24 protein-coding genes are annotated in these 24,293 nt (G+C 70.9%); 11 read left to right on the top strand and 13 right to left on the bottom strand.

Going from position 1 to position 24,293, the window contains the following annotated elements; genetic code table 11:
- Positions 1 to 15: 15 nt before the first annotated feature.
- The 5 genes from ACIBK4_RS41445 to ACIBK4_RS41425 all read right to left on the bottom strand — a co-directional run bounded on the left by ACIBK4_RS41445 (position 16) and on the right by ACIBK4_RS41425 (position 5,571).
- Entirely contained in the window at positions 16 to 795 is a 780-nt protein-coding gene (locus ACIBK4_RS41445; protein WP_399003747.1) for an SDR family NAD(P)-dependent oxidoreductase, read from the bottom strand.
- Positions 796 to 880: 85 nt separating this feature from the next.
- Positions 881 to 1,285, bottom strand: coding sequence for a DUF4440 domain-containing protein (locus tag ACIBK4_RS41440; RefSeq protein ID WP_399003745.1), 405 nt, complete (start codon positions 1,283 to 1,285; stop codon positions 881 to 883).
- Positions 1,286 to 1,329: 44 nt separating this feature from the next.
- Complete coding sequence (locus ACIBK4_RS41435) at positions 1,330 to 3,465, bottom strand: putative bifunctional diguanylate cyclase/phosphodiesterase (protein ID WP_399003743.1); 2,136 nt, start codon at positions 3,463 to 3,465, stop codon at positions 1,330 to 1,332.
- Complete coding sequence (locus tag ACIBK4_RS41430; protein ID WP_399003741.1) at positions 3,462 to 4,271, bottom strand: SAM-dependent methyltransferase; 810 nt, start codon at positions 4,269 to 4,271, stop codon at positions 3,462 to 3,464. Before ACIBK4_RS41430 ends, ACIBK4_RS41435 begins: the two co-directional genes overlap by 4 nt.
- A gap of 340 nt (positions 4,272 to 4,611) precedes the next feature.
- Positions 4,612 to 5,571, bottom strand: coding sequence for an SCO0930 family lipoprotein (locus ACIBK4_RS41425; protein WP_399003739.1), 960 nt, complete (start codon positions 5,569 to 5,571; stop codon positions 4,612 to 4,614).
- A 271-nt stretch (positions 5,572 to 5,842) separates the two neighbouring features.
- Here ACIBK4_RS41425 and ACIBK4_RS41420 point away from each other — a divergent pair, with 271 nt between their 5' ends.
- The 3 genes from ACIBK4_RS41420 (at position 5,843) to ACIBK4_RS41410 (ending at position 8,012) form a co-directional block, all read left to right on the top strand.
- Positions 5,843 to 6,460 (top strand): hypothetical protein, encoded by a 618-nt coding sequence (locus ACIBK4_RS41420; RefSeq protein ID WP_399003737.1) that lies wholly within the window; start codon positions 5,843 to 5,845, stop codon positions 6,458 to 6,460.
- 16 nt (positions 6,461 to 6,476) lie between these two features.
- The gene (locus ACIBK4_RS41415; RefSeq protein ID WP_399003735.1) at positions 6,477 to 7,241 is read left to right on the top strand and encodes a DUF4239 domain-containing protein; all 765 of its coding nucleotides are present in this window, start codon (positions 6,477 to 6,479) and stop codon (positions 7,239 to 7,241) included.
- A 222-nt stretch (positions 7,242 to 7,463) separates the two neighbouring features.
- Positions 7,464 to 8,012, top strand: a complete 549-nt coding sequence (locus ACIBK4_RS41410; protein WP_399003733.1) for a hypothetical protein — start codon at positions 7,464 to 7,466, stop codon at positions 8,010 to 8,012.
- 94 nt (positions 8,013 to 8,106) lie between these two features.
- On the opposite strand, the gene ACIBK4_RS41405 is transcribed toward ACIBK4_RS41410, so the two are convergent.
- Complete coding sequence (locus tag ACIBK4_RS41405) at positions 8,107 to 8,613, bottom strand: hypothetical protein (protein WP_399003731.1); 507 nt, start codon at positions 8,611 to 8,613, stop codon at positions 8,107 to 8,109.
- Positions 8,614 to 8,945: 332 nt separating this feature from the next.
- Here ACIBK4_RS41405 and ACIBK4_RS41400 point away from each other — a divergent pair, with 332 nt between their 5' ends.
- Positions 8,946 to 9,617 (top strand): class F sortase, encoded by a 672-nt coding sequence (locus ACIBK4_RS41400; protein ID WP_366433370.1) that lies wholly within the window; start codon positions 8,946 to 8,948, stop codon positions 9,615 to 9,617.
- Between the two features lie 31 nt (positions 9,618 to 9,648).
- Here the strand turns inward: ACIBK4_RS41400 and ACIBK4_RS41395 are convergent, their stop codons facing one another.
- Both ACIBK4_RS41395 and lysX read right to left on the bottom strand, forming a co-directional pair.
- Positions 9,649 to 10,491 carry a polysaccharide deacetylase family protein gene (locus tag ACIBK4_RS41395; protein ID WP_399003728.1) on the bottom strand — a complete coding sequence of 281 codons (843 nt, stop codon included), beginning with the start codon at positions 10,489 to 10,491 and terminating at the stop codon, positions 9,649 to 9,651.
- A gap of 91 nt (positions 10,492 to 10,582) precedes the next feature.
- Positions 10,583 to 13,855: a bifunctional lysylphosphatidylglycerol synthetase/lysine--tRNA ligase LysX gene (gene lysX / locus ACIBK4_RS41390; protein WP_399003726.1), complete on the bottom strand. Its 3,273-nt coding sequence runs from the start codon at positions 13,853 to 13,855 to the stop codon at positions 10,583 to 10,585.
- Between the two features lie 90 nt (positions 13,856 to 13,945).
- Here lysX and ACIBK4_RS41385 point away from each other — a divergent pair, with 90 nt between their 5' ends.
- Both ACIBK4_RS41385 and ACIBK4_RS41380 read left to right on the top strand, forming a co-directional pair.
- Positions 13,946 to 14,407, top strand: a complete 462-nt coding sequence (locus ACIBK4_RS41385) for a universal stress protein (protein WP_366433373.1) — start codon at positions 13,946 to 13,948, stop codon at positions 14,405 to 14,407.
- Positions 14,408 to 14,505: 98 nt separating this feature from the next.
- On the top strand, positions 14,506 to 14,934 hold the full coding sequence (locus ACIBK4_RS41380; RefSeq protein WP_399003724.1) for a pyridoxamine 5'-phosphate oxidase family protein: 429 nt from the start codon (positions 14,506 to 14,508) through the stop codon (positions 14,932 to 14,934).
- Here ACIBK4_RS41380 and ACIBK4_RS41375 read toward each other — a convergent pair.
- Entirely contained in the window at positions 14,909 to 15,724 is an 816-nt protein-coding gene (locus ACIBK4_RS41375; RefSeq protein ID WP_399003722.1) for an alpha/beta fold hydrolase, read from the bottom strand. The genes ACIBK4_RS41380 and ACIBK4_RS41375 overlap by 26 nt on opposite strands.
- Before the next feature lie 58 nt (positions 15,725 to 15,782).
- Here ACIBK4_RS41375 and ACIBK4_RS41370 point away from each other — a divergent pair, with 58 nt between their 5' ends.
- On the top strand, positions 15,783 to 16,268 hold the full coding sequence (locus ACIBK4_RS41370; protein ID WP_399003720.1) for a MarR family winged helix-turn-helix transcriptional regulator: 486 nt from the start codon (positions 15,783 to 15,785) through the stop codon (positions 16,266 to 16,268).
- Between the two features lie 9 nt (positions 16,269 to 16,277).
- On the opposite strand, the gene ACIBK4_RS41365 is transcribed toward ACIBK4_RS41370, so the two are convergent.
- Complete coding sequence (locus tag ACIBK4_RS41365) at positions 16,278 to 17,417, bottom strand: CapA family protein (RefSeq protein ID WP_399003718.1); 1,140 nt, start codon at positions 17,415 to 17,417, stop codon at positions 16,278 to 16,280.
- A gap of 223 nt (positions 17,418 to 17,640) precedes the next feature.
- Here ACIBK4_RS41365 and ACIBK4_RS41360 point away from each other — a divergent pair, with 223 nt between their 5' ends.
- The 3 genes from ACIBK4_RS41360 (at position 17,641) to ACIBK4_RS41350 (ending at position 19,652) form a co-directional block, all read left to right on the top strand.
- Positions 17,641 to 18,186 (top strand): sigma-70 family RNA polymerase sigma factor, encoded by a 546-nt coding sequence (locus ACIBK4_RS41360; RefSeq protein WP_399003716.1) that lies wholly within the window; start codon positions 17,641 to 17,643, stop codon positions 18,184 to 18,186.
- A gap of 155 nt (positions 18,187 to 18,341) precedes the next feature.
- On the top strand, positions 18,342 to 18,863 hold the full coding sequence (locus tag ACIBK4_RS41355) for a hypothetical protein (protein WP_318020452.1): 522 nt from the start codon (positions 18,342 to 18,344) through the stop codon (positions 18,861 to 18,863).
- 138 nt (positions 18,864 to 19,001) lie between these two features.
- A complete protein-coding gene (locus ACIBK4_RS41350; RefSeq protein WP_399003714.1) occupies positions 19,002 to 19,652 on the top strand; it encodes a zf-HC2 domain-containing protein in 651 nt (216 codons plus the stop codon).
- On the opposite strand, the gene ACIBK4_RS41345 is transcribed toward ACIBK4_RS41350, so the two are convergent.
- Positions 19,639 to 20,460 (bottom strand): helix-turn-helix transcriptional regulator, encoded by an 822-nt coding sequence (locus tag ACIBK4_RS41345; RefSeq protein ID WP_399003712.1) that lies wholly within the window; start codon positions 20,458 to 20,460, stop codon positions 19,639 to 19,641. The genes ACIBK4_RS41350 and ACIBK4_RS41345 overlap by 14 nt on opposite strands.
- A gap of 115 nt (positions 20,461 to 20,575) precedes the next feature.
- Between ACIBK4_RS41345 and ACIBK4_RS41340 the strand changes: the two genes are divergently transcribed.
- Entirely contained in the window at positions 20,576 to 21,301 is a 726-nt protein-coding gene (locus ACIBK4_RS41340; RefSeq protein WP_399003710.1) for an SDR family oxidoreductase, read from the top strand.
- Here ACIBK4_RS41340 and ACIBK4_RS41335 read toward each other — a convergent pair whose 3' ends face one another.
- Both ACIBK4_RS41335 and ACIBK4_RS41330 read right to left on the bottom strand, forming a co-directional pair.
- A complete protein-coding gene (locus tag ACIBK4_RS41335; protein ID WP_399003708.1) occupies positions 21,302 to 22,165 on the bottom strand; it encodes an Fpg/Nei family DNA glycosylase in 864 nt (287 codons plus the stop codon). It abuts the gene before it with no gap.
- Positions 22,166 to 22,211: 46 nt separating this feature from the next.
- Positions 22,212 to 24,278 (bottom strand): SpoIIE family protein phosphatase, encoded by a 2,067-nt coding sequence (locus tag ACIBK4_RS41330; RefSeq protein ID WP_399003706.1) that lies wholly within the window; start codon positions 24,276 to 24,278, stop codon positions 22,212 to 22,214.
- Between the last annotated feature and the right edge of the window lie 15 nt (positions 24,279 to 24,293).

The raw sequence follows: 24,293 nt of genomic DNA, 5'->3' as shown, positions 1-24,293 counted from the left end.
CGGCGCCCGGGTGGCTCACCAGGTCGGGATGAACCCGCCGTCGATGACCAGGTCGCTGCCGGTCAGGTTCGCCGCTCGGTCGCCGGCGAGGAAGAGGACCACGTCGGCGATCTCGGTGGGCTTGGAGAAGCGGCCGGTGACGGTGGCGGCGGAGGCCTGGGCGACGACCTGTTCGGGGGTGAGGCCCGCGGCGGCCGAGACTGTCGCGGCGACGCCGGTGCCGCCCAGCCACAGTTCCGTCTCGACCGGACCGGGGCTGACCGTGTTGACGCGGATGCCCTGCGAGCCGAATTCCTTGGACAGTGCCTTGGAGAAGGCGACCAGGGCGGCCTTGCCCGCGCTGTAGTCGATGACCAGCGGGTCGGGCAGGGTCGCGTTGACCGAGCCGATCGTGATCACGGAGCCTCGCCCTGCGGCCAGCATCAGGGGGAGGGCGGCCCGGGTGACGCGTACCGCCGTGAGGAGGTTGAGGTCGAGGGTGCGCGCCCAGTCCTCGTCGGTCACGGAGAGGAAGCCGCCGGTGCGCGGCGGTGCCGTACCGACGTTGTTCACGAGGATGTCGACGCGGCCGTCCGCCGCCTCGATCAGCCGCTCGGCCGCAGCCGGTTCCGCGAGGTCCACGGGTACCCAGGTGACCGGGAACTCCTTGACCAGCGCGTCCAGCCCCTCGGTGGTCGTGCGGGACCCGGCGACGACGCTCGCGCCCGCGCCGGCCAGCGCCTTCACGACCGCCAGCCCGATGCCCTTGCTGGCGCCCGTCACCACGGCGGTCCTGCCCTGCAGTTCGGTACTCATCGAGCCCAACTCCTTCGGTGAGACGCGGGAGGCTGTTCGGCCGCCATGAGGGCATCCTCTCCCGCCAACGCCCCTCGCACAGGTCCTACTCGATGTCCGGCGGCACCACAGTCCCCTGGTGGTAGAACAGCCGCCAGCCCGTCGCCTCGTCGCGCTTGCGCCACAGGGAGGTGCGCCGGGCCCGGCGGCCGTCGGAGTCGGTCTCGTACCTGAGCTGGACCAGGCCGGGGGCCAGGAGGGTGCCCGTGACGGCCGGCGGGTCGTGGCGGGGCTCCTCCGGCGCGACGGCGCCCGTGTTGTCGGGGAGCCAGGCCAGCATCTGCTCGTACGTGTAGCGGCGGCCCGAGACGCCGATCTCGACGAACTCGGGGTCCAGCAGCCGGACGGCCTCGCTGCGGGAGGCGCGGACGGCCGGGTCCAGCAGGGCCAGTTCGCCCGCGATCGCTTCGTTCACGTCGTCCGACGCATGTGCTTCTTCATTCACCCGCACATGATCGCCCGCGAACCCGGGCCTCCCGCAAGCGACTTACGCCCTCACCCCGTCGCGTCCACCAGCGCCAGCTCGTGCAGCCGCTCCGGCGGGCCGGGGCGGGCGTAGTACCAGCCCTGGGCCGTGTCGCAGCCGAGTATCCGGAGCTGTTCGGCCTGGGCGCCCGTCTCGACGCCCTCGACCGTCACCGCGAGGTTCAGGCTGTGGGCGAGGGAGACGATGCCCTCGACGATCTTCAGGTCGACGGGGTCGGCCGGGAACTGCTGCATGCTCTGGGTGAAGGAGCGGTCCAGCTTGAGGATGCTCACCGGCAGCCGGCGGAGGTTGGCGAGGTTCGAGTAGCCGGTGCCGAAGTCGTCCAGGGCGATGTCGACGCCCATCTCGGCGAGGCGCCGCAGCGGCTTCAGGAGGTCGTCGTCGGCGCCGATCAGGGCGGACTCCGTGACCTCCAGGCAGAGCGCGTCGGGTGCGACGCCGGTGCGCTCCAGGATGTCGACAGTGTCCTGGACCAGGCCGGGGTGGGTGAGCTGGCAGGGCGAGAGGTTGACGTTGATGCGCAGGGGGACGGCGTCGCCGTACGTCTCGCGCCAGGCGCGGGCCTGCCGTACGGACTGTTCCAGGACCCAGCGGCCCAACGGCACGATCAGGCCCGTGTGTTCGGCGAGCGGGATGAAGCGGTCGGGTCCCAGGACGCCGTGCTGCGGGTGCAGCCAGCGGACGAGGGCCTCGGCGCCGCGCACGCTGCCGTCGCCGAGGTGGACCAGCGGCTGGTACTCGATGAAGAACTCGTTGCGGTCCAGGGCGGCGGGCAGGGCCGTGGTGAGGCCGTGGCGAGTGATCGCTCGGGCATCGGCCTCCGGGTCCGCGAGTTCGAAGCGGTTGCCGCCCGCGGATTTGGCGCGGTACATCGTGATGTCGGCGCTGCGCAGCACCTCCGCCGGGCCGCGTTCACCGGCGGGGCCCTCGACGATGCCGATGGAGCCGCGCACGGTGAGGTCACGGCCGTCGATGCTGACGGGGGTGATCAGGGCATTCATGATGCGGCCGGCGAGTTCGTCGACCTCGCGCTCGGTGTCGGGTCCTGTGGTCAGCGCGACGAACTCGTCGCCGCCGAGCCGGGCGACCATCTCGCCGGGCGCGGTCGCGCACGACTGCAACCGGTCGGCGACCTCGACGAGCAGCCGGTCGCCGGCCGCGTGGCCGAGGCTGTCGTTGATGGTCTTGAAGCCGTCGAGGTCGAGGTAACACAGCCCGAACCGCTGGTTGTTGCCCGCGCCGAGCGCCTTCTCCAGGCGCTCGAAGAACAGAGTGCGGTTCGGGAGGCCGGTGAGGGCGTCGTGGGTCGCCTCGTAGCGCAGCCGCAGGTTGAGCAGCCGGCGCTCGGTGGTGTCCTCCATGAGGGCGAGCTGGTACTGCGGGTTGCCGTCGGCGTCGCGCAGGAGGGAGACGGTGAGGTTGGTCCACAGGACCGTTCCGTCAGGTCGGTAGAACGCCTTCTCGACGTGGTAGTGCTCGCGCTCGCCGCGGACGAGTTCGTCGTAGAGGGTCCAGGTCTGGGGAGCGTCGTCCGGGTGGGTCCACTCGCGGACGTTGCGGCCGCCCATGGTCTGGTCGTTGATGCCGAACATGCGCAGCAGCGCGCCGTTGACCTGGAGGATGTTGCCGTCGAGGTCGGCCATGCCGATTCCTATGGCCGCGCCCTCGAAGACCGCGCGGAAGCGGGCCTCGGTCGCGTGCAGGGCCTGGGCGACGACGCCCTGGGCCTGGAGGGCGGCCACCGAGATGGCCTCCTGCTCGGCCAGCGTGCGCTCGCGCAGTGCCTGGGCGAAGCCGGCGGCCATGGCGTGCTGGAGGCGGGCCGAGCGGATCCGCAGGTCCTCCTGGGAGCCGTCGCCGCCGCAGTAGAGCACCAGGTAGGCGTCGACGCACTCCAGGGTGTGGCTGAGGGCGTCGGGGTCCGTGCAGTGCGCGGAGACGAGGGCGGCGCCGACCGCCTTGCCCTCCTCGGCCTCGAAGGTCCTGGCGCGCAGCGCCTCGCTCAACCGCCGTGCCAGCGGCAGGAGCAGCTCCTCGAACTCGGGCCGGGTCAGCGACGTGGAGGTCGCCGGGAACACCGCCCGGCTCCAGATGGTCGCGAACCTGCGCAGTCTGCCTTCCGGCCCGTCCGGCTCCGCGATCACGCCGTGCGTCCTACGCCGGCGAAGCCCGAGTAGGAGAACGGATCCTCGTCCTCCGCCGTGTCCGGCCGCCAGTCCGGCATCGGCACCAGTCCCGGTTCCACCATGTCGTACCCCTCGAAGAACCGCGCGATCTCGTCGCGCGAGCGCATGATCAGCGGATTGCGAATGTCCTTGTACACGTCCACCGCGCCCTCCGCCCGCTCCGGTGGCAACGGGATTCCCTCGTACGAGGCATGGGTGAGGATCAGCAGGCTGCCGGGCGCGAGTGCCTCGCGCAGCTGTGCCACCGCTCCGTACGGGTCGTCCGCGTCTTCCACGAAGTGCAGTATGGCAACGAGAAGTAAGGCCACTGGCCGATTCACGTCGATCAGCCGCCGCACCTCGGCGCTCGCCAGGATCTCCTGGGGCTTGCGGAGGTCGGCCGCGACGACGTCCGCGGTGGCGTTGCCCGCGAGGACGGCCTGGCTGTGCGCGACCGCCACCGGGTCGTGGTCGACGTACATGACATGGGCGCCGGGGCTGGCCGCCTGGGCGACCTCGTGGACGTTTCCGAAGGTGGGAATTCCGGAGCCGATGTCGAGGAACTGGGTGATGCCCTCGGCGGCCGCGAAGCGTACGGCGCGGCGCATGAACGCCCGGTTCGCCTGCATGATCTTGGGAAGTCCCGGGAGGAACTCCATGGCCTTGCGGGCCGCTTCCCGGTCGACCTCGAAGTTGTGCGAACCGCCCAGGTAGTAGTCGTAGATACGCGAAACGCTCGGCACCGAGATGTCGATGCTTCGTGGTGCCCAGGCGGGACGCTCCATGTATCTCTCCAAGGCGGTAGGCGATCCGGTGTTCGAGCTGAGGCTACTGATCGCCCGCCAAAGGGTCGAGCGGAAACGGAAATTGACCATCCGTTCCCGTTGATTGCCCCTGGCACGTGCCGAATTGATGTGCGGGACATGCGGAGAAGCGCGGAGAATGCCGGAATTGGCGCGCGGAATACGCGAAAGGGGCCCGCCCCCTCCGTGCGGTGCGGAGGGGGCGGACCTGGGGTCGCGCGCGCTGTTGTGTGTTCGGCACTGCTGTCGCTTGCCCGCGTCCCTCCCTTCCGCGTTCCGTTGCCGAGTGGGCGGGGGGCGATCAACCCTGGGGAGGTTCTCGCTACTCCGCGGGCGCGCCGACCGGCTTGCCTTCAGGGGAGACGGCGTACCAAGTACCGCCCACGCCCTGACCGTTGGTCTGTCCGGCGGCCGTGTCACCGGAGAAGGTGTAGATGGGCCAGCAGTTGACGGTCATCTGCTTGACGCCGTCGGGGCGGGTGAAGCCCATGAGGCCCTTCTTCTGCACACCCTTGGTGTCGCTCGCCGAGACGATGCCGACGGCCGGCCACTTGTCCGCGCAGGCGCCGAGGCAGTTCGAGACCGACTTCGGCCATGCCTTGTCCTTGAGGAAGCGGTAGACCGTGTGGCCGTTCTTGTCGACGACGATGTCACCGAGCTTGGCGTCCTTGCGGACGGAGAGGCCGGGCAACGAGGCGAGGGTCGCCTTCTTGCCGTCGGGGGCGAGCGCGTACCACTTGCCGCCCACGCCCTGGCCGTTGACGTCACCGGCGTTGACGTCCTTGGCGTAGCGGTAGGCGGGCCAGCCGGCGATGGTCAGCTGCTTGGTGCCGTCGGTGCGGGTCACCTCGCCGAGCAGGGACTTGTCGATACCGGCACCGGCCGTGGCGTCGTCGGCGGGAACCGGCGGCCACGCGGTGGCGCAGTCGCCGTCGCAGTTGGACTTGGGAGGATTGGCCGTGTCGGCGTCGAAACGGTAGAGGGTGAGACCCGCACCGTCGCTCAACACCTTGCCGAGGTCGGGGTTGTTGGCAACGGTCAGCTGGCCCGCGGGCTCGGCGGCAGCGGCCTGCTGGCCGTCGGCCCCGTAGCCGTTGCCCGCACCGGTGCTGGCGCTCGCGGTGGCACCGACACTGCCGTAACCCCCGGCCGCCGCCGTGGCACCGACGTTCTGTGCCGCGGAGGAAGGCGTGGTCACATTTTCCGAACCGCACGCCGCCGTCAACGCCATGACGGACACGGCCGTCGCCGCGAGTGAGGCGCTCCGCCAGGAGGTCTTCATCGTCAACTCCCCATAATCACCTGGATGTTGCAGCGCCCGTCTGTGCCGCCGCACGGTCCTAGGTACGGGTGGGGACCACGGAAGTGTTCAACCGCCGCACAAATTTCTTTACGACCCCTGTGACCCGGCGGCTCCAACTCGTACACCCGTGCGCATCCGGCCATGTCCGACGGTCGGTTCGTCAAACCGTCGCACCGCGCCTTCCACTCCTTCGGGGCAATCCCTTCGCGCCACGGCGCGCCCCCGCCCGCGAGGCCTCATGATCTCCGTCGTGCATGGACCCGAACCGACCCGAACCGCCCTCACCGCAAGGGTGTTGACCCTGGTGACGCTGACGTGGCTGCTGGCGGGCGCACCGGCGGGCCTGGCAACGGCCGACGCGTGTGCGTACGCCTCGACGGGGCCGGACGGCACGGAGGCGGTGGCGGTGGCCGGCGGCGACTGGCCGACTCCCCCGGCCTGCCCGAAGCCGACCCCGAAACCGCCCTGCCCCTCGCCGACACCCACCCCGCCACCACCCCCGCCGAAGCCGACTCCGCCTCCCCCGCCGAAACCCACCCCGACCCCGACACCCAAGCCGACGCCGAAGCCCCGGCCCACCCCGAAGCCCACCCCGCCACCACCTGCCCCGGCACCCCGCCCGGCGCCCGCGGCTCCGGCGCCCCGGGTGATCCCGACCCCGACGCCCACCCCGACGCCGACACCGACACCGACTCCGAAGCCGTCGCCCAAGCCCACCCCGCATCCCTCGGCGGCCCCGGTGAGTTATCCCAAGTACCGCTCCCAGCCGAGTCAGCGGCCGGCCACCAACCGGACGCCGCCGGTCGTCTACGTCCTGCTCATCACCCTGCCCGCGGTGGTCGCCATCGTCGCGCTGCGTCCACGCTGATCCCCGGAGGAACCTCTTGTCGGAATGGCTTGTTCTCGTCCTCGCGATGGCGGCGGCCTGTGTCGTCGTCGTCATCATCACGTTCCTGCGCGAACGCTCGGCCTCCGAGGACGAGGACCCCAGCGAGACCCCGGACGTCATCGAGTACATGACGATGTGGATCGGCGTGGTGTACGCCATCGTCCTGGGCCTCGCGATCGCCGGTGTCTGGGAGGCCCGCAGTGCCGCCCAGGACCATGTGCAGGCGGAGGCACAGGCGCTGCACGAGATCTCGGAGCGGGTGCGGGTCTACCCGGCGGACGAACGTGACCGGGTCCGGGCCGATGTCGAGGCCTATGTCTCACAGGTCGTCAACGTCGAGTGGAAGACGATGGCCGACCACGAGAAGCTCACCCAGCGCGGCGCCGACCTCCTGGAGCGCATCCGCGCGGACGTCACGGACTACCAGCCGAAGACGGACTTCCAGGCGCAGGCCTACCAGCCACTCGTCGACCAGGTGGGCGCCCTGGACTCGGCACGCAGCGCCCGTTCGGACTCGACGGGGGCGACCATGCCCTCGGTGGTGTGGTTCGGGCTGCTCGCCGGGGCCGTGATCACCATCGGCATGGTCTTCGCGCTGCAGATCCGGCGTACGACACGGGAGCTGGTCCTCGCCGGGCTGTTCTCGGCGCTGATCGCCTTCCTGCTGTTCCTGATCTGGGACTTCGACGCGCCGTACAGCCGTGGCATCACGGCGTCGGCGCAGCCGTTCCTGAACCTCTTCCCGCACATCAAGGACTGACGGCCCCTCACCGGAGCCGGTCACCGGGGGACGTCCGCCACGCCGCGGGCGTCCCCCGGTCGCACGAACGGGGTCCCCTGTGCGGCCCACACCGTTGCCCCATTCGCGCGACTGCGATCGCGGGAGCGCACACATGTTCCTAGCGTTTCGGTCATCGAGGTGCATTTACGGCGCAAGCGGAAAAGGTCCGCTGCTGCTCCTCGGGGACCCGGAGGAACCACCATGCGCGCGATACGCGTCGCTTCGGCCGCACTGCTGGGCATCAGCGCCCTCGCCCTGTCCGCGCCGGTCGCCGTCGCGAAGGGCGACGGCAACCACAACATCACGCCGTTCGGCTTCAGCGTCCAGCCCCAGACGATCGCGGCGGGCGGCCAGGTGACTCTGCGGCTCGACCGGGACCAGGGCGGCTGCAAGGGCTCCGCCACGGTCTCCTCCGGGGTCTTCGACACCGTCCGGATCTCGCCGGGGCAGTCCTCGGCGTCGGCGATGGTCGACTGGGACGCTCGGCCTGGGGCGGTGTACCAGGTGACGTTCACGTGTGACGGCGTGAGCGGCTCCACGGGTCTGACCATCGCGTCGGGCCGCACGAACAACGACATCCAGCCGCTGCAGCCGGCCCAGCAGATTCCGCGCGGGGTGCACGCCGGTGAGGGCGGCAGCATCGCCGGGTTCGACCTCAAGGAGCTCGGCATCGGCGCCGCCCTCATCGCGGGCTCGGTGGGAGCGGCGTACCACTTCTCCCGCCGCCGTACCGGAGAGGACGGCGCCTGACCTCGGCATCACCCGCACAGGCCTTCGCCCCGGTACCCGCAAGGGTCCGGGGCGAAGGCCTGTCACGTGCGCCTGAACTCCGAAGGGGAGGAGGTCAGATCCCGCGCTCGGTGCGGCGGCGCATCCAGAACACCCCGCCGGCCACGACGGCCGCGGCGACCAGGCCGCCGCCGATCGCCATGTCGGTCGGGGTCGCCCCGGCGCTGCTGCTGCCGCCGAGCCCGCCGCGGACACCGCCGATGACGGTGTAGGCGTCGTCACGGGTGAGCGAGGAGCCGTTCGAGCAGCGGACGGTGATGCTGTACGAGCCCGGGGTGGCCGACCGGCTGATCCTGGCCGTACCGCTGGACGTCGTACCGGAGCCGCCGAGCAGGGACAGGTTGGCGGGGCGTTCGAACCCCGGTGAGGTCGCCATGGCGTTGCCGCCGCTGAAGCAGCCGTCGACCGTGACGGTGAGCTGGCCGCCGCGGGCGATCACGCTGGGCAGGGCGACGATGTTGCTGGGGCTGGCGCCCATGCCGTCCGCGACGGCCGCCGGGGCGGCGAGCCCCAGGACGGCCACCGCGGCACCGGCGGCAGCCAGGGCACGAGTTGTACGCATGTCATCCTCCGCGGAAGGCGCCCCGGGACCCGTCCCCGGTCGATCGGCGAGAAAACGCCTCCCAGACGCACCCTCAGATGCCTTGCACGCGCCCGCATTTCGAGAATGGTCCGTCCTGGTGAGCGGACACGCCGGAGGGAAAGCGCACAATCGGATATTGCCGCAGGTCACACACCGTCAGAAAATTCCTGCGACGGCCAACTCGTATGGCGCACATAAGGATGTCCGGGCCACCCGTTCGCGCTTTCCCCGTCGCCGGTTTCCGCTTCGGCACTTAGCGTTCTCGTATGCGCGATTGACGTGGCGACGGCCTCGTCGAGAGGGGATGGCGAATGTCTGCGTCCGAGCTGTCCGAGCTTGCCGAAGAGGAGGAGCGGCAGAAGAAGCGCGCCCCGTGGGGAGTGATAGCGCTTGTTCTGCTGACCGGTCTCGCGCTCATTCGGAATGGTTCGGGGGAGTTCGACGTGGGGCCACCGCAGCCGGCCACGGCGGCCGCCGCCGATGCCCGTACCGGCGTCGGCACCTTCGGCAAGGCCCCGGCCCCGCTGCCGTACTCCGTCGCCGACCGGGTGCGGATCCCCGCGATCCGGGTCGACGCCCCGGTCATGCCGGTGGGCCTGGACGCGGACGGCTGGGTCGGCGCTCCGCCGCCGGAGGACCCGAATCTGGCGGGCTGGTTCACCGGCGCCGTCTCCCCCGGCGAAAAGGGCACGGCGGTCGTCGTCGGCCATGTCGACAACAAAATGGGCCCCGCCGTGTTCTACGGACTCGGGGCCCTCAAGAAGGGAAATCGCGTCGAGGTCGAGCGCAAGGACGGAAAGACCGCCGTGTTCGAGATCTACGGCATCGAGGTCTTCGAGAAGAAGGACTTCCCCGGCGACCGCGTCTACGCCTCCAAGGGAACTCCGGAACTCCGCGTCATCACCTGCGGCGGCGGTTTCTCCAAGCAGAACGGCTACGACGGGAACGTCGTCGTCTTCGCCCGCCTGGTCGAGGTCCGCTGAGCGTTTCCCGACCGGGCGGGCGAAAAGTCCGTCAGGTGGTGGTCCGGCGGCGCGGCAGCGTCATGTGGTAGCCGGAGTCGAGGAGGTGCGGCAGGTATTCGCGCAGCGCCTTCACGCTCTGGGTCCGGTCGCCCCCGGCGTCGTGCGAGAGCACCACGACGCCGGGGGCGGCGCCGTCCTCGACCGCGTTGACGATGTGGGGGACGCCGGGGGTGTCCCAGTCGAGGGTGTCGACGGTCCACGCGAGGGGTTCCATGCCCAGCTCCGAGCCGAGTTGGAAGGCGGCCCGGTTCCAGGCGCCGTAGGGGGCTCTGAACCACTGCGGGCGTTCGCCGTAGGCGTCCTCGATGACGTCGCTGGTGCGTTCCATCTCCGAGCGGATCTGTCCCCGGGTCATCTTGGTGAGCAGCGGGTGGGACCAGGTGTGGTTGCCGACGACGTGGCCCTCGTCGGACATGCGGGCGAGCAGGTCGCGGTTCCAGTCGGCCATCTCGCCGCACACGAAGAACGTGGCGCGGACGTCGTACTCGGCGAGGGTGTCCAGGATGTGCGGGGTGTAGCGGGGGTCGGGTCCGTCGTCGAAGGTCAGGACCATGGTGTTGCCGCGTCCCGACATGCGCAGGAACGGTTCGTGCCGCACCGGGACGCGGGCGGGGGCGGCGTGGGGTGCGCCGTAGCCGGCCACGGGCTGGAGGCGGTAGGAGGAGGGTTTGCGCGCGAGGCGCGGCGGGGGTCCGGCGGCGGGGGCGGCGGTCCGGGCCGGGGCGTCGTCCGAGAGTCCGGAGTACAGCAGACCGGCGGTACCGGCCGCCCCCACGGCAGCGGCGCCGGCGAGCAGAGCCCGTCGGCGCGTGAGCAACTGATCCTTCGTCATGACTCATCAGTCGCCCGCGCGGGACCCGACGCCCCACGGCAACACCGGTGCGGCGGCAGGAAAACACCCGCCCGGCCCATCGATCGCGCGCTCAGCGGCGCCTGACAAGGGGGAACGGCAGCGTCTCACGGATCGTCAGGCCGGTGAGGAACATGACGAGTCGGTCGACGCCGATGCCGAGTCCGCCGGTGGGCGGCATCGCGTATTCGAGCGCGTCGAGGAAGTCCTCGTCCAGCTCCATCGCCTCGGGGTCTCCCCCGGCGGCGAGCAGCGACTGCGCGGTGAGGCGGCGGCGCTGCTCCACCGGGTCGGTCAGCTCGGAGTAGGCGGTGCCGAGTTCGGTGCCGAAGGCGACCAGGTCCCAGCGTTCGGCGAGCCGCGGGTCGGTACGGTGCTGGCGGGTGAGCGGGGAGACGTCGGTCGGGAAGTCCTTGTAGAAGGTGGGCAGCCGGGTCGGCTCCTCCACGAGCCGTTCGTACATCTCCAGTACGACATCCCCGCGCCCGTCGTCGGCGCCGTACGGCACACCGGCGCGGTCGCAGAGCCGGTGCAGTCGGGCGAGTTCGGTGCCGGCGTCGATCTCCTCGCCGAGCGCCTCGGAGATCGCGCCGTGGACGGTCTTCACCGGCCAGGTCCCGGAGATGTCGTACTCCTCGCCGTCCTTGCGGGCGACAGCGGACCCGAAGGCGGCGGTGGCCGCACCCTGAATCAGCTCCCGCACGAGGTCGAGCATCACGTCGTAGTCGGCGTACGCCTGGTAGGCCTCCAGCATCGTGAACTCGGGGTTGTGCTTGTAGGAGACGCCCTCGTTGCGGAAGGTGCGGCCCATCTCGAAGACCTTCTCCATACCGCCGACGCAGAGCCGTTTCAGGTACAGCTCGGGGGCGATGCGCAGATACAGGTCGAGGTCGTAGGCGTTGATGTGGGTGGTGAAGGGGCGGGCGTTGGCGCCGCCGTGGATCTGTTGCAGCATCGGGGTCTCGACCTCCAGGTACCCGCGCTCCAACAGGCCCTGGCGCAGGGCCTGTACGGCGGTGGAGCGGGCGCGGACGACGTCCCGGGCGGCGGGGCTCGCGACGAGGTCGAGGTAGCGCATGCGGACCTTGGCCTCGGGGTCGGTGAGGCCGCGGTGTTTGTCGGGCAGCGGGCGCAGGCACTTGCCGGTGAGCTGCCAGGAGGTGACGAAGACGGTGGGCTCGCCTTTGTCGCTGGTGCCCGCGCGGCCGGTGGCGGTGATGTGGTCGCCGATGTCGGTGTCCGTGACGAAGCGGTCGAGGCCGGGGCCCGACTCGGCCCGGGTGAGGGCGAGTTGGTGGTCGCCGGACCAGTCGCGCAGGGTGAGGAAGACGATGCCGCCGAGGTCGCGCACGAGCATCACCCGCCCGGCGACGGTGACTTGGTCCCCCGTACTGACCTCGGCGAGGGTGTGGGTGCGCTGCGGGACGCCGACCGGGTAGGGGTCGATTCCGGCGGCGCGGAGCCGGTCGAGCTTGTGGTGCCGGACGCGGACCTGTTCGGGCAGGCCGCTGTCCGCGCCGTCGGCCTTCTCTCCGTCGTCGGGATCGAGCGCCGACAGCGGCGGCAGACCTGCCGTGGTCGCGGGTCGCGGTCCGCTCTTCTGGTGCCCCTTTCCCCAGAGTTGGCGCAGCGACGGTACGGAGACGAAGCCCTCGGCGATGCCGGAGGCGAGGCTGATGCGGGCCAGTGAGGCGGTCTCGCCGTAGCAGATGAAGCGGGGGTACCACTCGGGGTGGTACTTGGCGTTGGAGCGGTAAAGGGCCTCCAACTGCCACCACTTGGAGAAGAAGAGCAGGAGGCGGCGCCAGAGGCGGAGGACCGGGCCCGCGCCGATGCGGGCGCCCTCCTCGAAGGCCGAGCGGAAGACGGCGAAGTTGAGGGAGATCCGGTGGACGCCCAACTTCGGGGCGGCGGCGCAGAGTTCGGCGACCATGAACTCCATGACGCCGTTGGGGGCGGTGCGGTCGCGGCGCATCAGGTCGAGCGAGACGCCGTCGCTGCCCCAGGGGACGAGGGAGAGCAGGGCGAGCAACTTGCCGTCCTCGTCGAGTGCTTCGACCAGGAGGCAGTCGCCGTCGGCCGGGTCGCCGAGGCGGTCCAGGGCCATGGAGAAGCCGCGTTCGGTCTCGGTGTCGCGCCAGGCGTCGGCGCGGTCGACGACCTCCTCCATCTCCGTGTCGGTGAGGGTGGCGTGGCGGCGGATGCGGCAGGTGGCACCGGCTCGGCGGACCCGGCCGACCGCCTGGCGGGTGACGCGCATGTCGCGGCCTGCGAGGTTGAAGTCGGCGACGTGCAGGATGGCCTCGTCGCCGAGTTGCAGGGCGCCAAGTCCCGCACGGGCGAAGGCTTTCGCCCCGTCCTCGGAGGCGCCCATCACGGCGGGGGCCCAGCCGTGGCGGCGGGCGAGGTCCAGCCAGGCGGCGATGGCGTGCGGCCATGCCTCGCGGTCGCCGACCGGGTCGCCGCTGGCGAGGCAGACGCCGGCCTCGACGCGGTAGGTGACGGCGGCCTTGCCGCTGGGCGAGAAGACGACGGCCTTGTCGCGCCGGGTGGCGAAGTAGCCGAGGGAGTCGTGGCCGCCGTAGGTCTTCAGGAGGGCGCGGATGCGGTCCTCCTCGTCGCCGTGCAGGGCCGCTTCGAGGCGTTGGGAGCGGAAGAGGACGGTGGCCGCGTTCAGGAGGGCGAGCGCGCCGAAGAGGCCGAGGAGGAAGAACAGGGCGTGGGGCGGGCGTCCGTCGAAGGAGCGCCCGGAGACCAGTCCGCCGCAGACCCGGTCGGCGGCCCAGCCCAGGTGCTGGCTCTCGGGGAGCGTGCCGGGGAACAGGGAGACGAGCCCCCAGCCCGCGAGGATCGCGACGGCGAGTCCGACGAGGAGGACGGCGAGGGCTCGTCGTACCGCCGCGCGGCGGGAGGCGGCGTAGAACTGCCGGCGGGCCACGATCAGCAGGACCAGCAGCAGGACGCACACGATGAGGGACGGGAGGGACTCGGCGTACAGGCCGAGGGCCACGCCCAGGGCGTCCGTGAGGACGAGCAGGCCGAGGTAGACGACGACCAGCCACCAGGCGATCTTCTTGCGGGCGGCGGTCGCGGCGGCGAGCAGGAAGAGGAAGACGGCGTAGGCGAGGTTGGCGCTGACGGGGACGATCAGCAGGTCGAGGAAGCGGACCACCGGGCGCAGGACGCGGCGCAGCGGGGCGATGAAGGCGAGCAGGACGCAGAGCAGGCCGAGGGCGCCGAAGAAGGTCGCGAAACCTTCGGGCACCCGGCTGAGGAACCCGTTGCCGGGCGGCCGTATCGGACCCTTGGTGTCCTTGGGTCTGGCAACCTCCACCGTGGCAGTCATGGTTCCGACTGTAGGAACAGGGCGGTCGGCGCGCCCGTCGAGCGCTCCCGGGCGGGTTCAGGACCTGCGGATTCCGATAACCTCACGGCCGTGACGGAACAGCACTCAACTCAGTTCGAGCGGGGCACGGACGGGCCCAAGGTGATCGTGGCGGGAGTCGACGGCTCCGACTCCTCCCTCCGGGCCGCGTCCTACGCCGCGGGCCTGGCCAGACGCCAGGGCGCGCTGCTCGCCCTCGTGTACGTGCAGCCGGTGCTGGCGGCGGGCGCGGCCATGGGGGCACCGGTCGCCGACACCACCGACGAGATCGCCGAGAACCTCGTCGCCCAGATCCGCCACGAGACCGAGCGTGTCCGGGGGATATTCGACATCCGCTGGGAATTCCACACGTTCCGCGGCGACCCCTACGGCGGCCTGGTCAAGGCGGCCGACGAACTCAAGGCAGACGCGGTCATCGTGGGCGCGTCGGAGCAGGCGGGACACCGGATCATCGGGTCGGTGGCGGTGCGGTTGGTGAAGGCGGGGCGGTGGCCGGTGACGGTCGTCCCGTAGACCCCTGGTCCCCTGGTCCCGTAGACCTACGTCTCCGGACGGTGTTCAGGTGGCTTCCGGCGTCCGACGATGTTCGGGTGACGGCTCACCCTTTCGATGTGGACGCTTTCCTCCGCCGCCCGCTCACGGCACGCCTCGCCACGAACGGGCCGACGGTGCGCCCCGTCTGGTTTCTGTGGGAGGACGGGGCTTTCTGGGTTCTGACGGGGCCGTGGGCCCGGCTGCTCGACCATGTCCGGGCCGATCCGGCGGTCGCCCTCGTGATCGACGAGTGCGACCTGAGGACGGGGCTGGTTCGGCAGGTGATCGCGCGGGGTCGGGCCGAGATCGTCCCCTTCGACGTCGAGCGCGGGCGGCGCAAGCTCGTGCGCTATCTGGGTACGGACGAAGCCCGGTGGGACGAGCGGTTCGTGCGCTATCTGTACGGCGATCCGGCGGATCACGGCACCGTGTGGTTGCGGTTGGAGCCGGAATCGTCCAAGGCCGCGGACCTGAGTTTCGTCACAGTGAGTGGAGAAAGTCCGTGAGGAGTTCGTTGAAGCGTTCCGGATTCTCCATGTTCGGGTAGTGGCCGACGCCCTCGATCGTCACGGAGCGGCCGTTCGGGACCGTGTCGACGAAGCGGTTCGCCATGGCGAGGCTGTCGGGCCAGTCGAGGGCGCCGTGGATGGCGAGGACCGGGACGTCCAGTTTCGGGACTCGGGGCCAGGGGTCGCCCAGGGGGACGTACCAGTCCTTCTCGCCCGGTGTGTGCTTGGCGATCGTGTGGGCGGTCAGTTCGCGCAGGCGCCGGATGACGGACGGGTCGACGTCGTCCACCGTGCGGTGCGGGCCCGCCACTCCCTGGGCGAACAAGTCCAGCCAGCCCGCGATGTCGCCGGTGTTCAGGAGCTGTGCGCTGCGGGGCTGACGCTCCAGCAGCCGTGCGTCCTTGTACTCGAACGCGCTGGTGCCGGCGCCGGAGACGACGACCGCGCGGGTCAGTTCGGGGTGTTCCAGCGCGGTGTCCGTCGCCACGGCCGCGCCCATGCACAGGCCGACCAGGACGGCGGGCCCGAGATCGAGGTGGCGCAGGAGATCCGCGAGGTCGTCGGCCCAGCGGAACGGCTTGCTCGCGTTGGCCGAGAAGCCGTGGCCCCGGATGTCGGGGGCGATGACGCGGAAGTCGGCGGCGAGGGACGGCAGTTGGTCGTCGAAGACGCGGTGGTCGGCGAAGCCGGAGTGGAGGAGGACCACGGGGTCGCCGGTGCCCACGTCGAGGTAGGCGAGGTCCCCGTCGGCAGATGCGAAGAAGCTCAGTTCCGAAGCAGCTGTCATGACAACCAAGGTGTCATCTTGGGGCTGGGTTTGGCAACCCAGGTGTCATGATGAGTCCGTGAACGACTCCACTCCCCCGGCTCCCGCACCCCTCTCCCCCGACGAACTCGGCCACCGCCTCACCGAGGTGTTCGACCTCGTCGGCCCGCTCTACCGGCGCGCGGCGCGCAAGGTGGAGCAGGCAGAACCGGTCGAGGGCGTGTCCGCGGGCGTACGCGCCGTCCTCAACCTGCTGCGCCTGCACGGGCCCATGACGGTCCCTCAGATGGGCCGCGACCAGGCGCTGAGCCGGCAGTTCGTGCAGCGCATGGTCAACGACGCGGCGGCACACGGCTGGGTCGAGAGCGTCCCGAACCCGGCACACCAGCGGTCCTCGCTGATCCGGCTGACCGACACCGGCCGCTCGACCATCACCGATGTGCTGGGCCGCGAGCACTACTTGATGCGCCAGGTCGGCGGCGAACTGACGGAGGCCGACGTACGCGCGTGCGCCCGGGTGCTCACGCAGATGCTGGAGACCTTCGCGCACGTCGACGTCGACTGACCCCCGGAGCTACTTCCCCATCGCCAGCCCGTCCTTCGCCGCGCCCCGGCTCAGCACCACCTCGCGGATGCGGTCGCGGTCGCCGGTCAGGTCGGCGCCCTGGCCGATCGCCTGGTTGACGTCGACGACCCGGCCCGCGTCGATGTCGAACAACTCCGGGACGAACTCCGCCTTCGTCACCTCCCAGCGCCCACCGGGCCGGGCGGGCGGCACGAAGGTGAAACGGCCGAGGGTGCTCAGGTTGCCGCCGGGGTCCTGGGTGCCCGCGTTGTCGTACATCTCGCCGGTGATCTGGTCGCCGAGCCCGTAGACCACCCAGGTGCCGTTGACCTTCTCGTACGGCTGCGGGGCGTGGGCGTCGGTGCCGAGGATCAGGTCGATGTCGGGGCGGCCGCCGGTGCGGGCGGCGGTGAGTTCCCTGGCCAGCGCGACCTGTTGGGGGTCCGGTGTCTGCTGGCCGGCCGTGCCCCAACGCAGGGAGACGACGACCACGTCGGCGCCGGCACGGCGGGCGGCCCGGGCGTCGGCGAGGACGCGGGCGGGGTCGAGGAGGTTGACGGCCCAGGGCTCGGCCGGCGGGAGCGGGACGCCGTTCGTGTCGGCGGTGTAGGCGAGGTGGGCGACCTTCGCCGGACCGGCGCGCAGCAGGGTGACCGTGCGCGCCTCGGCGTCGGTGCGCGCCGTCCCCGTGTGCCGTACGCCCGCGCGGTCGAGGGTGTCGAGGGTGCGCTGGATGCCGTCGGTACCGGCGTCGAGGCTGTGGTCGGACGCGGTGGAGCAGCTGTCGTAGCCGGTCGCGGCGAGGCCCTGGGCCGCCTCGGGCGGGGACATGAGGGGCGCGGCGGCGATCGAGTCGCCGTAGACGTTCTCGATGTGACACAGCGCCAGGTCGGCGTGGGAGACGAGGGGTTGGACCGCGGCGAGCATCGGGCGGAAGTCGTAGCCGGTGCCGCCGGCGTCGAAGCGGGCGCGGTCGACGACGGCGCTGTGCGGGAGGAGGTCGCCGGCGGCGACGAGGGTGAAGCCGCGGGCGGCCGGGGGCGCCGGGCGGCCGGTCGCCCCGGAGTCGTGGTGCTGGGCCTGGCAGGCGGCGGCCGCGGTGAGAACGGCGGCGACGGCGACGGCCACCTGTTGTCTGCGTGCGATCATCAATTCACCCCACTGTGGTCATATTTACCCACCAATAGGTATGAACTTCACCGTCCCCGCAAACGACTTCCGGCCTCTGATGACCCGTCCGGTGTGCGCGTGCGGCGGATCGCCGGGGAGCGTGGACCGTTCGTCGCACCGTTCGTCGACGCGATCGACCGTCCGCCGCAAGCCCCTCGTGCGCCCCCTGTCCCCGGGCGGCCCCCTGCGATGCCATACGGCCATGACGGCCGGACCCACGCTCAGAGACGGAACGACCGCCGAGCACGAGCTCGCCGCACTGCAGCGCGAGCACGGCAGGCCGCTCTTCGCGCTGCTGCTCCGGCTCTGCGACGGCGACCGCCAGCGCGCCGAGGACCTCGTCCAGGAGACCCTCGTACGGGCCTGGCAGCACCCCGAGGCGCTGCGCGCCGACGACTTCGAGTCCGTACGGCCGTGGCTGCTGACGGTGGGCCGGCGGCTCGCCATCGACGCGCGCCGGGCCCGGCAGGCGCGGCCGCCGGAGGTCGGGGACGCGGTGCTGGAGAACGCACGCGTGTGTGCCGATCACGCGGAACGGTCGGCGGCGACGCTCGATGTGCGGGAGGCTGTGAAGACACTCACTCCGGAGCACCGTGAAGTCCTGGTGCTGGTGTATTTCCAGGGGGCGAGTGTGGCGGAGGCCGCGGCCGCCCTCGGTATTCCGCCCGGTACGGTGAAGTCCCGTGCGTACTACGCACTGCGCGCCCTGCGCCGGGTGCTTCCGGGTTATGCGGCCGACCTGCGGTGAAACCAATCGCTTGGTCAAACCTCCGTAAAGCGCCTTGCTCAGAAGCCGGTTGAGTAATCGGCTGTCCTCATCCGTGTTCCGGACTGGGGGGCGCGGGGTTCCTCACGGAGCCCCGCGCCGGGCGACGCGCACGCACCGGAGGAAGGCAGGAAGGGATGCTGCACAGAGGTCAAGAGAGCACGGACGGCACCGGCGGCGGTGAACTCACCGTCCCCATGGCGTGGTTGTACGCCGAGTACATCGCCGACGAGTTGCTGCGGACCGGCGACCTGATGCCGCCGACGTCCTTCGAGTTCCGCGCGGGACGGGACGCGCTGGCGCTGACCATCTTCCTCTCCGACACGGACGGCGAGTTGTCCGGTATCCGAGTGGTGACCCAGTTGGAGACCTGGCTTTCGCTCACGGCGTACGACCAGCCGTGGCAGGACTGGGTCGCGGAACGTATGTCCAAGTTGACGGCCGAGGCCGCCGAATCCGGAGCGGACGCACCGGACTTGGCGCTGGCGGAGGCCGCTTGGCGCTGGCTGGAGGAGACCGAGCTGCTCGCGCCGGATCTGGACGCGGTGCCGGGGCCGGGAGGTGGTCCGGTGACCGGTGAGGACGACGGGCCGAAGGTCTGGACGCCCGCCTGGCAGCTGGGTCTGCCGCTCGGCCATCTCGCCATCCATCTTTTTTGAAATGCGACCAATCCGCGGGGCAGGCCGCTCCGAATCGTTACTCGGGATTCTGTGTGCCTTGAGTGATTCGACTGTCTGGTGCGTACCGATGGGAGCAAGGAGTAACCCCACCCGCACCTAACGGCACGAGGATTCGGCATGAGGTCCCTGGAAAGGCATCGCGACGTCGGCGCGTACGCGCTAGGCGTGCTGGACGAGGCGGACGCCTTCCGCTTCGAGGATCACCTCATGGAGTGCACCAGTTGCGCGGCTCATGTGACCGAATTCGGTCCCGCCTCACGGCAGTTGATGCTGTACCGGCGTGCGACGCCGCGCTCTGTGCACCCCATGGCACAACCCGGTCCACGTCTGCTGGACCGGTTGCTCGGCGAGGTGGCCTCGCGGCACCGGGCCGGACGGCGGCGGTTTCTGTACGCCGTGGCCGCCTCGGTGGTGTTCGCCGTGGGCGGGCCCGCGGTGGCGTCACTCGCCGCGCACGGCGACAGTTCCGTCCAACTCACGGCCACCGACGCCAAGTCGGGCGTGTGGGCGCAGGTCACGGCCGCGAACGAGAACTACGGCAGTGATGTGTCCCTGAAGATCAAGGACGGCGCGGGCCCCCGCTCCTGTCGTCTCGTGGTCGTCGGCCGCGACGGTTCCGAGCAGACCGTGACGAGCTGGATGGTGCCCGAGCACGACGCGACGATGATCACGATGCAGGGGGGCTCGGCGATGCACCCCACCGAGATCGACCACTACGACGTGCGGACGGCCGACGGACAGCAGTTGGTCCGGCTCACCTCGCACTGAAGTCCCGGCCCGCGAGGGCCAGTTGCCGCATGGCCCGTGCGGAGGGGGTCCCCGGGTCCGCGGTGACGAAGACGACCTGCTGGTCGTCGTGCGGGACGGTGAGCACGTCGCAGTTCACGTGGAGCCGGCCCACCTTCGGGTGGGTGAGGGTCTTGGTGCGATGACCCGGGGCGTGCACGGGGCCGGTCTCCCAAATCGCCCTGAACTCCTCGCTCCCGGCACGCAGTTCGGCCAGCAGACGGGCGAGCCCCGGATCGTGGGGATACCGGTCGGCGGAACGCCGCAGCCGGGACACCACGACGTGGCCGAACTCCTCGGCGCTGGAACTCTCCGGCGGCCGCCCCAGGAAGCGCCGCCGCGCCAGGTTCGGCCGCGCGTCGAAATCACCGCCGAAGACCGCACCCGCGAGCGGGTTCCAGGCGATGACGTCGTAGGTCGCGTCGGTGACGACGGCCGCCGTGTCCGGGATACGGCACAGCAGGTCCGCCACATGCGGGCGCACAGTCCGCACCGGCGCGGCGAGCGGCGTCACCTCTGTCCCCGCCAGCCGGAACAGATGGGTCCGCTCGGCCGGGGTCAGCCGGAACACTCCGGCGAGGGCGTCCAGGATGCGGGGCGACGGGCGCGGCCCGCGGCTCTGCTCCAGTCGGGCGTAGTAGTCGACGGACATGTGAGCCAGCTCGGCGACCTCTTCCCGCCGCAGCCCGAGGGTCCGCCGGGACGGCTCACGGGGCAGCCCCACATCGGCGGGCACCAGCAACTCCCGCCGCCCGCGCAGAAATCGGGCGAGCTCCTGTTTCCCGCTCACGGTGCCTCCGTCCGACGGCCTTCCCACCACTCTCCCGCCACCTCTGCCCGCTCTCCGGCTGCCAGGGATCGGCTGTCCCTGGTTCGGCGGCTCCGGCTGCGGAATCGTCGTCCCCATGAACGATTCCAACGATTCCACAGCACTCGTCACGGGTGCCAACAAGGGCATCGGCAAGGAAATTGCCCGCCTGCTGGTCGCCGAGGGATTCACGGTCTACGTCGGCTCGCGCGACGCGGTCCGGGGCGAACGGGCGGTGGCCGAACTGGGCGGCGGCGCAAGGCTGTTGACCCTCGACGTCACGAGCGCGGACAGCATCGCGGCGGCTGCACAACAGCTGAACACCCTGGACGTCCTGGTCAACAACGCGGGCATCATGGCCGGCGGCAGCCCGCCACCGGAAGCGACCCTCGACGACTTCCGCCGCACGTACGAGACGAACGTCTTCGGCGTCCTGGCCGTCACCAACGCCTTCCTCCCGGCCCTGCGCCGCTCCCCGCACCCCCGCATCGTCAACATCTCCAGCGGCACCGGCTCCCTGACCTGGGGCGCCGACCCGGACCGGGAGTTCGCCGCCCACGCCGGCGCGGGCGCCGCGTACCGCTCGTCGAAGTCGGCCCTCAACGCCCTGACCCTCTTCTACGCCCAGTCCCTCGCGGCGGAGGGCTTCAAGGTGAACGCGCTGGCCCCCGGCCTCCGCTCGACCGACCTGAACGAACGTGCTGCGGCGAGCGACGGCGACCCGGCGGAGGCGGCGCGCGGGGCCGTCGACCTGGCGCTGCTGCCGGACGACGGGTTTACGGGGCGGTTCCTGTCGTGGGACGGGACCGCGGTGCCCTGGTAGCTACTTGAGCAGTTTCGACATCCGCCGGTCCGCCAGCGGCTTGCCGCCCGTCTGGCAGGTCGGGCAGTACTGCAACGACGAGTCGCTGAAGGAGACCTCGCGGATGGTGTCGCCGCAGACCGGGCAGGGTTGGCCGGTGCGGCCGTGGACGCGTAGGCCGCTCTTCTTTTCCGCCTTCAGGCGGCCTGCCGCTACGCCTCGGGAGCGTTCGATCGCTTCCGTCAGGGTGGTGCGCAGGGCCGTGTAGAGCGTGTGCGTTTCGGCCGGGGTCAGGGACGACGCCAGTTTGAAGGGGGACATCTTCGCCGCGTGCAGGATCTCGTCGCTGTAGGCGTTGCCCACCCCGGCGATCAGGGTCTGGTCGCGCAGGGCGCCCTTGAGCTGGCGGCGTTCGTCCTTGAGGAGGGCGGCGAAGGCCGATTCGTCGAAGGCATCGGCGAGTGGGTCGGGGCCCAGGCGGGCGACGCCCGGGACCTCCTGCGGGTCGGCGACGACGTACACCGCGAGGCGCTTCTGCGTGCCCGCCTCCGTGAGGTCGAAGCCCTCACCCGTCTCCAGGGCGACGCGGAGTGCGAGGGGGCCCTTGCCGGGGCGGGGCGGGCCGTCCGGGAGGCGGTCCTTCCAGTGCAGCCAGCCCGCGCGGGCGAGGTGGGTCACAAAGTGCGGGCCGCCGTCCGTCTCGACGTCCAGGAACTTGCCGTGGCGATGCACGGCCACCACCTCGTGCCCCTCCAGCGCGCTGAGCGGAGGGTCGTACGTCTTCAGGACGCTGATGGCGACGGGCAGCACCCGTACGATCTCGTGGCCGACGAGGTGTTCGGTCAGGAAGTCCTTCAGCGCTTCGACCTCGGGGAGTTCCGGCATACGTCCAGGGTGCCATCGGAGGCCCGTGAGGTCAGCTCCAGTCGGCTCAGCTGCGGTCCGGGACCAGGAACTCGCACCACACGCACTTGCCGCTGCCGCGCGCTTCCACGCCCCACACGTCCGTGAGCAGGTCGACGAGGAGCAGGCCGCGCCCGGAGACCCCGTCGTCACCCGCCTCACGTCGGCGCGGGAGGGCGCTGGAGGAGTCCTCGACCTCGACACGGAGTCGGCGTTCCGTGCCGTTGAGGACTCTGAGGGTGACGATCGCGGAGCCCTCGGTGTGCATGAGCGCGTTGGTGATCAGCTCGTCGGCGACCAGCTCCACCTCGTCGGAACGCTCACCCGCACCCCACGCACGGACCGCCGCCCGGATCATGTGCCGCGCCTCGGTCAGGGCCTCGGAGTCGCCGGGAGCCACATGCTGCTGGAGCCGCCCGCCGGACTGCGGGGCGTCCAGCCCGCGCCGGCGCAGCAGGAGCAGCGCCACGTCGTCCTCGCCGCCGCGCTCCTCGGCCACGTCGATGAGCAGATCGGCGAGATCGCGCACGTCGTCGGGGCCGGAGGCGATGAGCGCGGCGAGGGTCTGCATGCCGTCGTCGAGGTCGGCCCCGGGCTGTTCGACGAGGCCGTCGGTGCACAGCACCAGGGTCTCGCCGGGGTCGATCTCGATGGTGGAGACGGGGTATTCGAGCCGCCCGAACTCGGCGGACAGACCGAGCGGCAGCCCGCCCACGACGGTCATCCGGCGGGACGTCCCGTCCAACTGCCGCACCAGCGGGTCGATATGACCGGCCCGGACCACCTGCGCCACTCCGGTCGACAGATCGACCTCGGCGTAGAGGCAGGTGGCGAAGCGCTCGGTGTCGAGTTCGTGCAGGAAGACGGACGCGCGCGCCATCACCGTCGCCGGGGTGTGCCCCTCGGCGGCGTACGCCTTGAGGACGATGCGCAGTTGCCCCATGACGGCGGCCGCGTGCGTGTCGTGCCCCTGAACGTCACCGATCACCGCGCCGACCCGCCCGCCCGGCAGCGGGATCAGGTCGTACCAGTCACCGCCGATGTCCCGCCCGAGCTTCGCGGACCGGTAGCGGACGGCGACATCGGCGCCCGGCACACTCGGGATCGCGCGCGGCAACATCGCCTGCTGAAGACCCTGCGCGAGGTCCTTCTCCTGCTCGTAGAACATGGCGCGCTGGAGGCTCTGCGCGATGCTGCTGCCCAGCGCGACGAGCACATTGCGCTCCTCCGCCGAGAACCCGCGGCGGTCGCTGTACAACAGGCCCATCGTGCCGATCGGCCGGCCCTGGGCGATCAGCGGCAGATAGGCGCCCGCGGTGATGTTCAGTTCGGCGATGTGCTGCCACAGCAGCGGGTACCGCTCGGCGAACTCCTCGGGCGACTCGATGAACGCCGGGCTGAGCGTCCGTACGACGTCCGACATCGGGTACGGCTCGTCGATCCGGAGGACCTCCTTGCCGGGTACGACGCTGGCCTCGGCGACCAGCCGGATCCGGCCGGCCTCCACCAGCCCCATGACCAGACTGGTCGCACCGAGGTGGACGAGACCGTGGGTGTCCTTGAGGACGTCGATGACGTCCTGGACGGTACGGGCGTGCGCGAGCGCGGCGGTGGTGAGCTGCACGATGTTCGTCTGCCGACGCAGCGCCGCGTCCTGGGCCGCCTGCTCACGGCGGGCCGCGCTCTCGGCGAGCTCCTGCGTGGCGTCCCGGATGATCCCGATGATCCGGCGCGGGCGGCCCGTCTCGTCGCGCCGGATGTAGCCCTGGGTGTGGGTCCAGCGCAGGCTCCCGTCGCGCAGCCGCATCCGGAAGTAGGCGCCGTAGTTCTCGCTGCCGTCCTTCATCGCCTGGGAGACGAGACCGTCGAGCCGGTAGCCCTCCGGTGGCGGTACCCGGATCGCCAGCGACTCGGGGCGTCCGTCGTATTCGTCGGGGCGCAGGTCGAAGACCTCGTGGGCCTGGGCGTCCATGTGGAACAGGCCGTTGTCCAGGTCCCAGTCGAAGCTGCCCATGCGGTTGAGCGCCAGGATCGGGTCCGGGTGGGCGGGCCAGTCGTCCGGGAGTGACAGGGCGCTCGCTCCCCGATCAACCATGCGGCCCACCTTGCC

The organism is Streptomyces sp. NPDC050528 (genome assembly GCF_044457795.1).
Classification (GTDB): domain Bacteria; phylum Actinomycetota; class Actinomycetes; order Streptomycetales; family Streptomycetaceae; genus Streptomyces.
The sequence above is the reverse complement of the archived record's forward strand: the minus strand, read 5'-3'. Positions and strand labels throughout refer to the sequence as shown.

Bases quoted from the DNA above. Each gene is read 5' to 3' on its own strand.
- ACIBK4_RS41445 (WP_399003747.1), bottom strand. From the start codon at position 795: ATGAGTACCGAACTGCAGGGCAGGACCGCCGTGGTGACGGGCGCCAGC.
- ACIBK4_RS41430 (WP_399003741.1), bottom strand. From the start codon at position 4,271: ATGGAGCGTCCCGCCTGGGCACCACGAAGCATCGACATCTCGGTGCCG.
- ACIBK4_RS41425 (WP_399003739.1), bottom strand. From the start codon at position 5,571: ATGAAGACCTCCTGGCGGAGCGCCTCACTCGCGGCGACGGCCGTGTCC.
- ACIBK4_RS41410 (WP_399003733.1), top strand. From the start codon at position 7,464: ATGCGCGCGATACGCGTCGCTTCGGCCGCACTGCTGGGCATCAGCGCC.
- ACIBK4_RS41405 (WP_399003731.1), bottom strand. From the start codon at position 8,613: ATGCGTACAACTCGTGCCCTGGCTGCCGCCGGTGCCGCGGTGGCCGTC.
- ACIBK4_RS41400 (WP_366433370.1), top strand. From the start codon at position 8,946: ATGTCTGCGTCCGAGCTGTCCGAGCTTGCCGAAGAGGAGGAGCGGCAG.
- ACIBK4_RS41395 (WP_399003728.1), bottom strand. From the start codon at position 10,491: ATGACGAAGGATCAGTTGCTCACGCGCCGACGGGCTCTGCTCGCCGGC.
- lysX (WP_399003726.1), bottom strand. From the start codon at position 13,855: ATGACTGCCACGGTGGAGGTTGCCAGACCCAAGGACACCAAGGGTCCG.
- ACIBK4_RS41375 (WP_399003722.1), bottom strand. From the start codon at position 15,724: ATGACAGCTGCTTCGGAACTGAGCTTCTTCGCATCTGCCGACGGGGAC.
- ACIBK4_RS41365 (WP_399003718.1), bottom strand. From the start codon at position 17,417: ATGATCGCACGCAGACAACAGGTGGCCGTCGCCGTCGCCGCCGTTCTC.
- ACIBK4_RS41360 (WP_399003716.1), top strand. From the start codon at position 17,641: ATGACGGCCGGACCCACGCTCAGAGACGGAACGACCGCCGAGCACGAG.
- ACIBK4_RS41355 (WP_318020452.1), top strand. From the start codon at position 18,342: ATGCTGCACAGAGGTCAAGAGAGCACGGACGGCACCGGCGGCGGTGAA.
- ACIBK4_RS41350 (WP_399003714.1), top strand. From the start codon at position 19,002: ATGAGGTCCCTGGAAAGGCATCGCGACGTCGGCGCGTACGCGCTAGGC.
- ACIBK4_RS41340 (WP_399003710.1), top strand. From the start codon at position 20,576: ATGAACGATTCCAACGATTCCACAGCACTCGTCACGGGTGCCAACAAG.
- ACIBK4_RS41335 (WP_399003708.1), bottom strand. From the start codon at position 22,165: ATGCCGGAACTCCCCGAGGTCGAAGCGCTGAAGGACTTCCTGACCGAA.
- ACIBK4_RS41330 (WP_399003706.1), bottom strand. From the start codon at position 24,278: ATGGTTGATCGGGGAGCGAGCGCCCTGTCACTCCCGGACGACTGGCCC.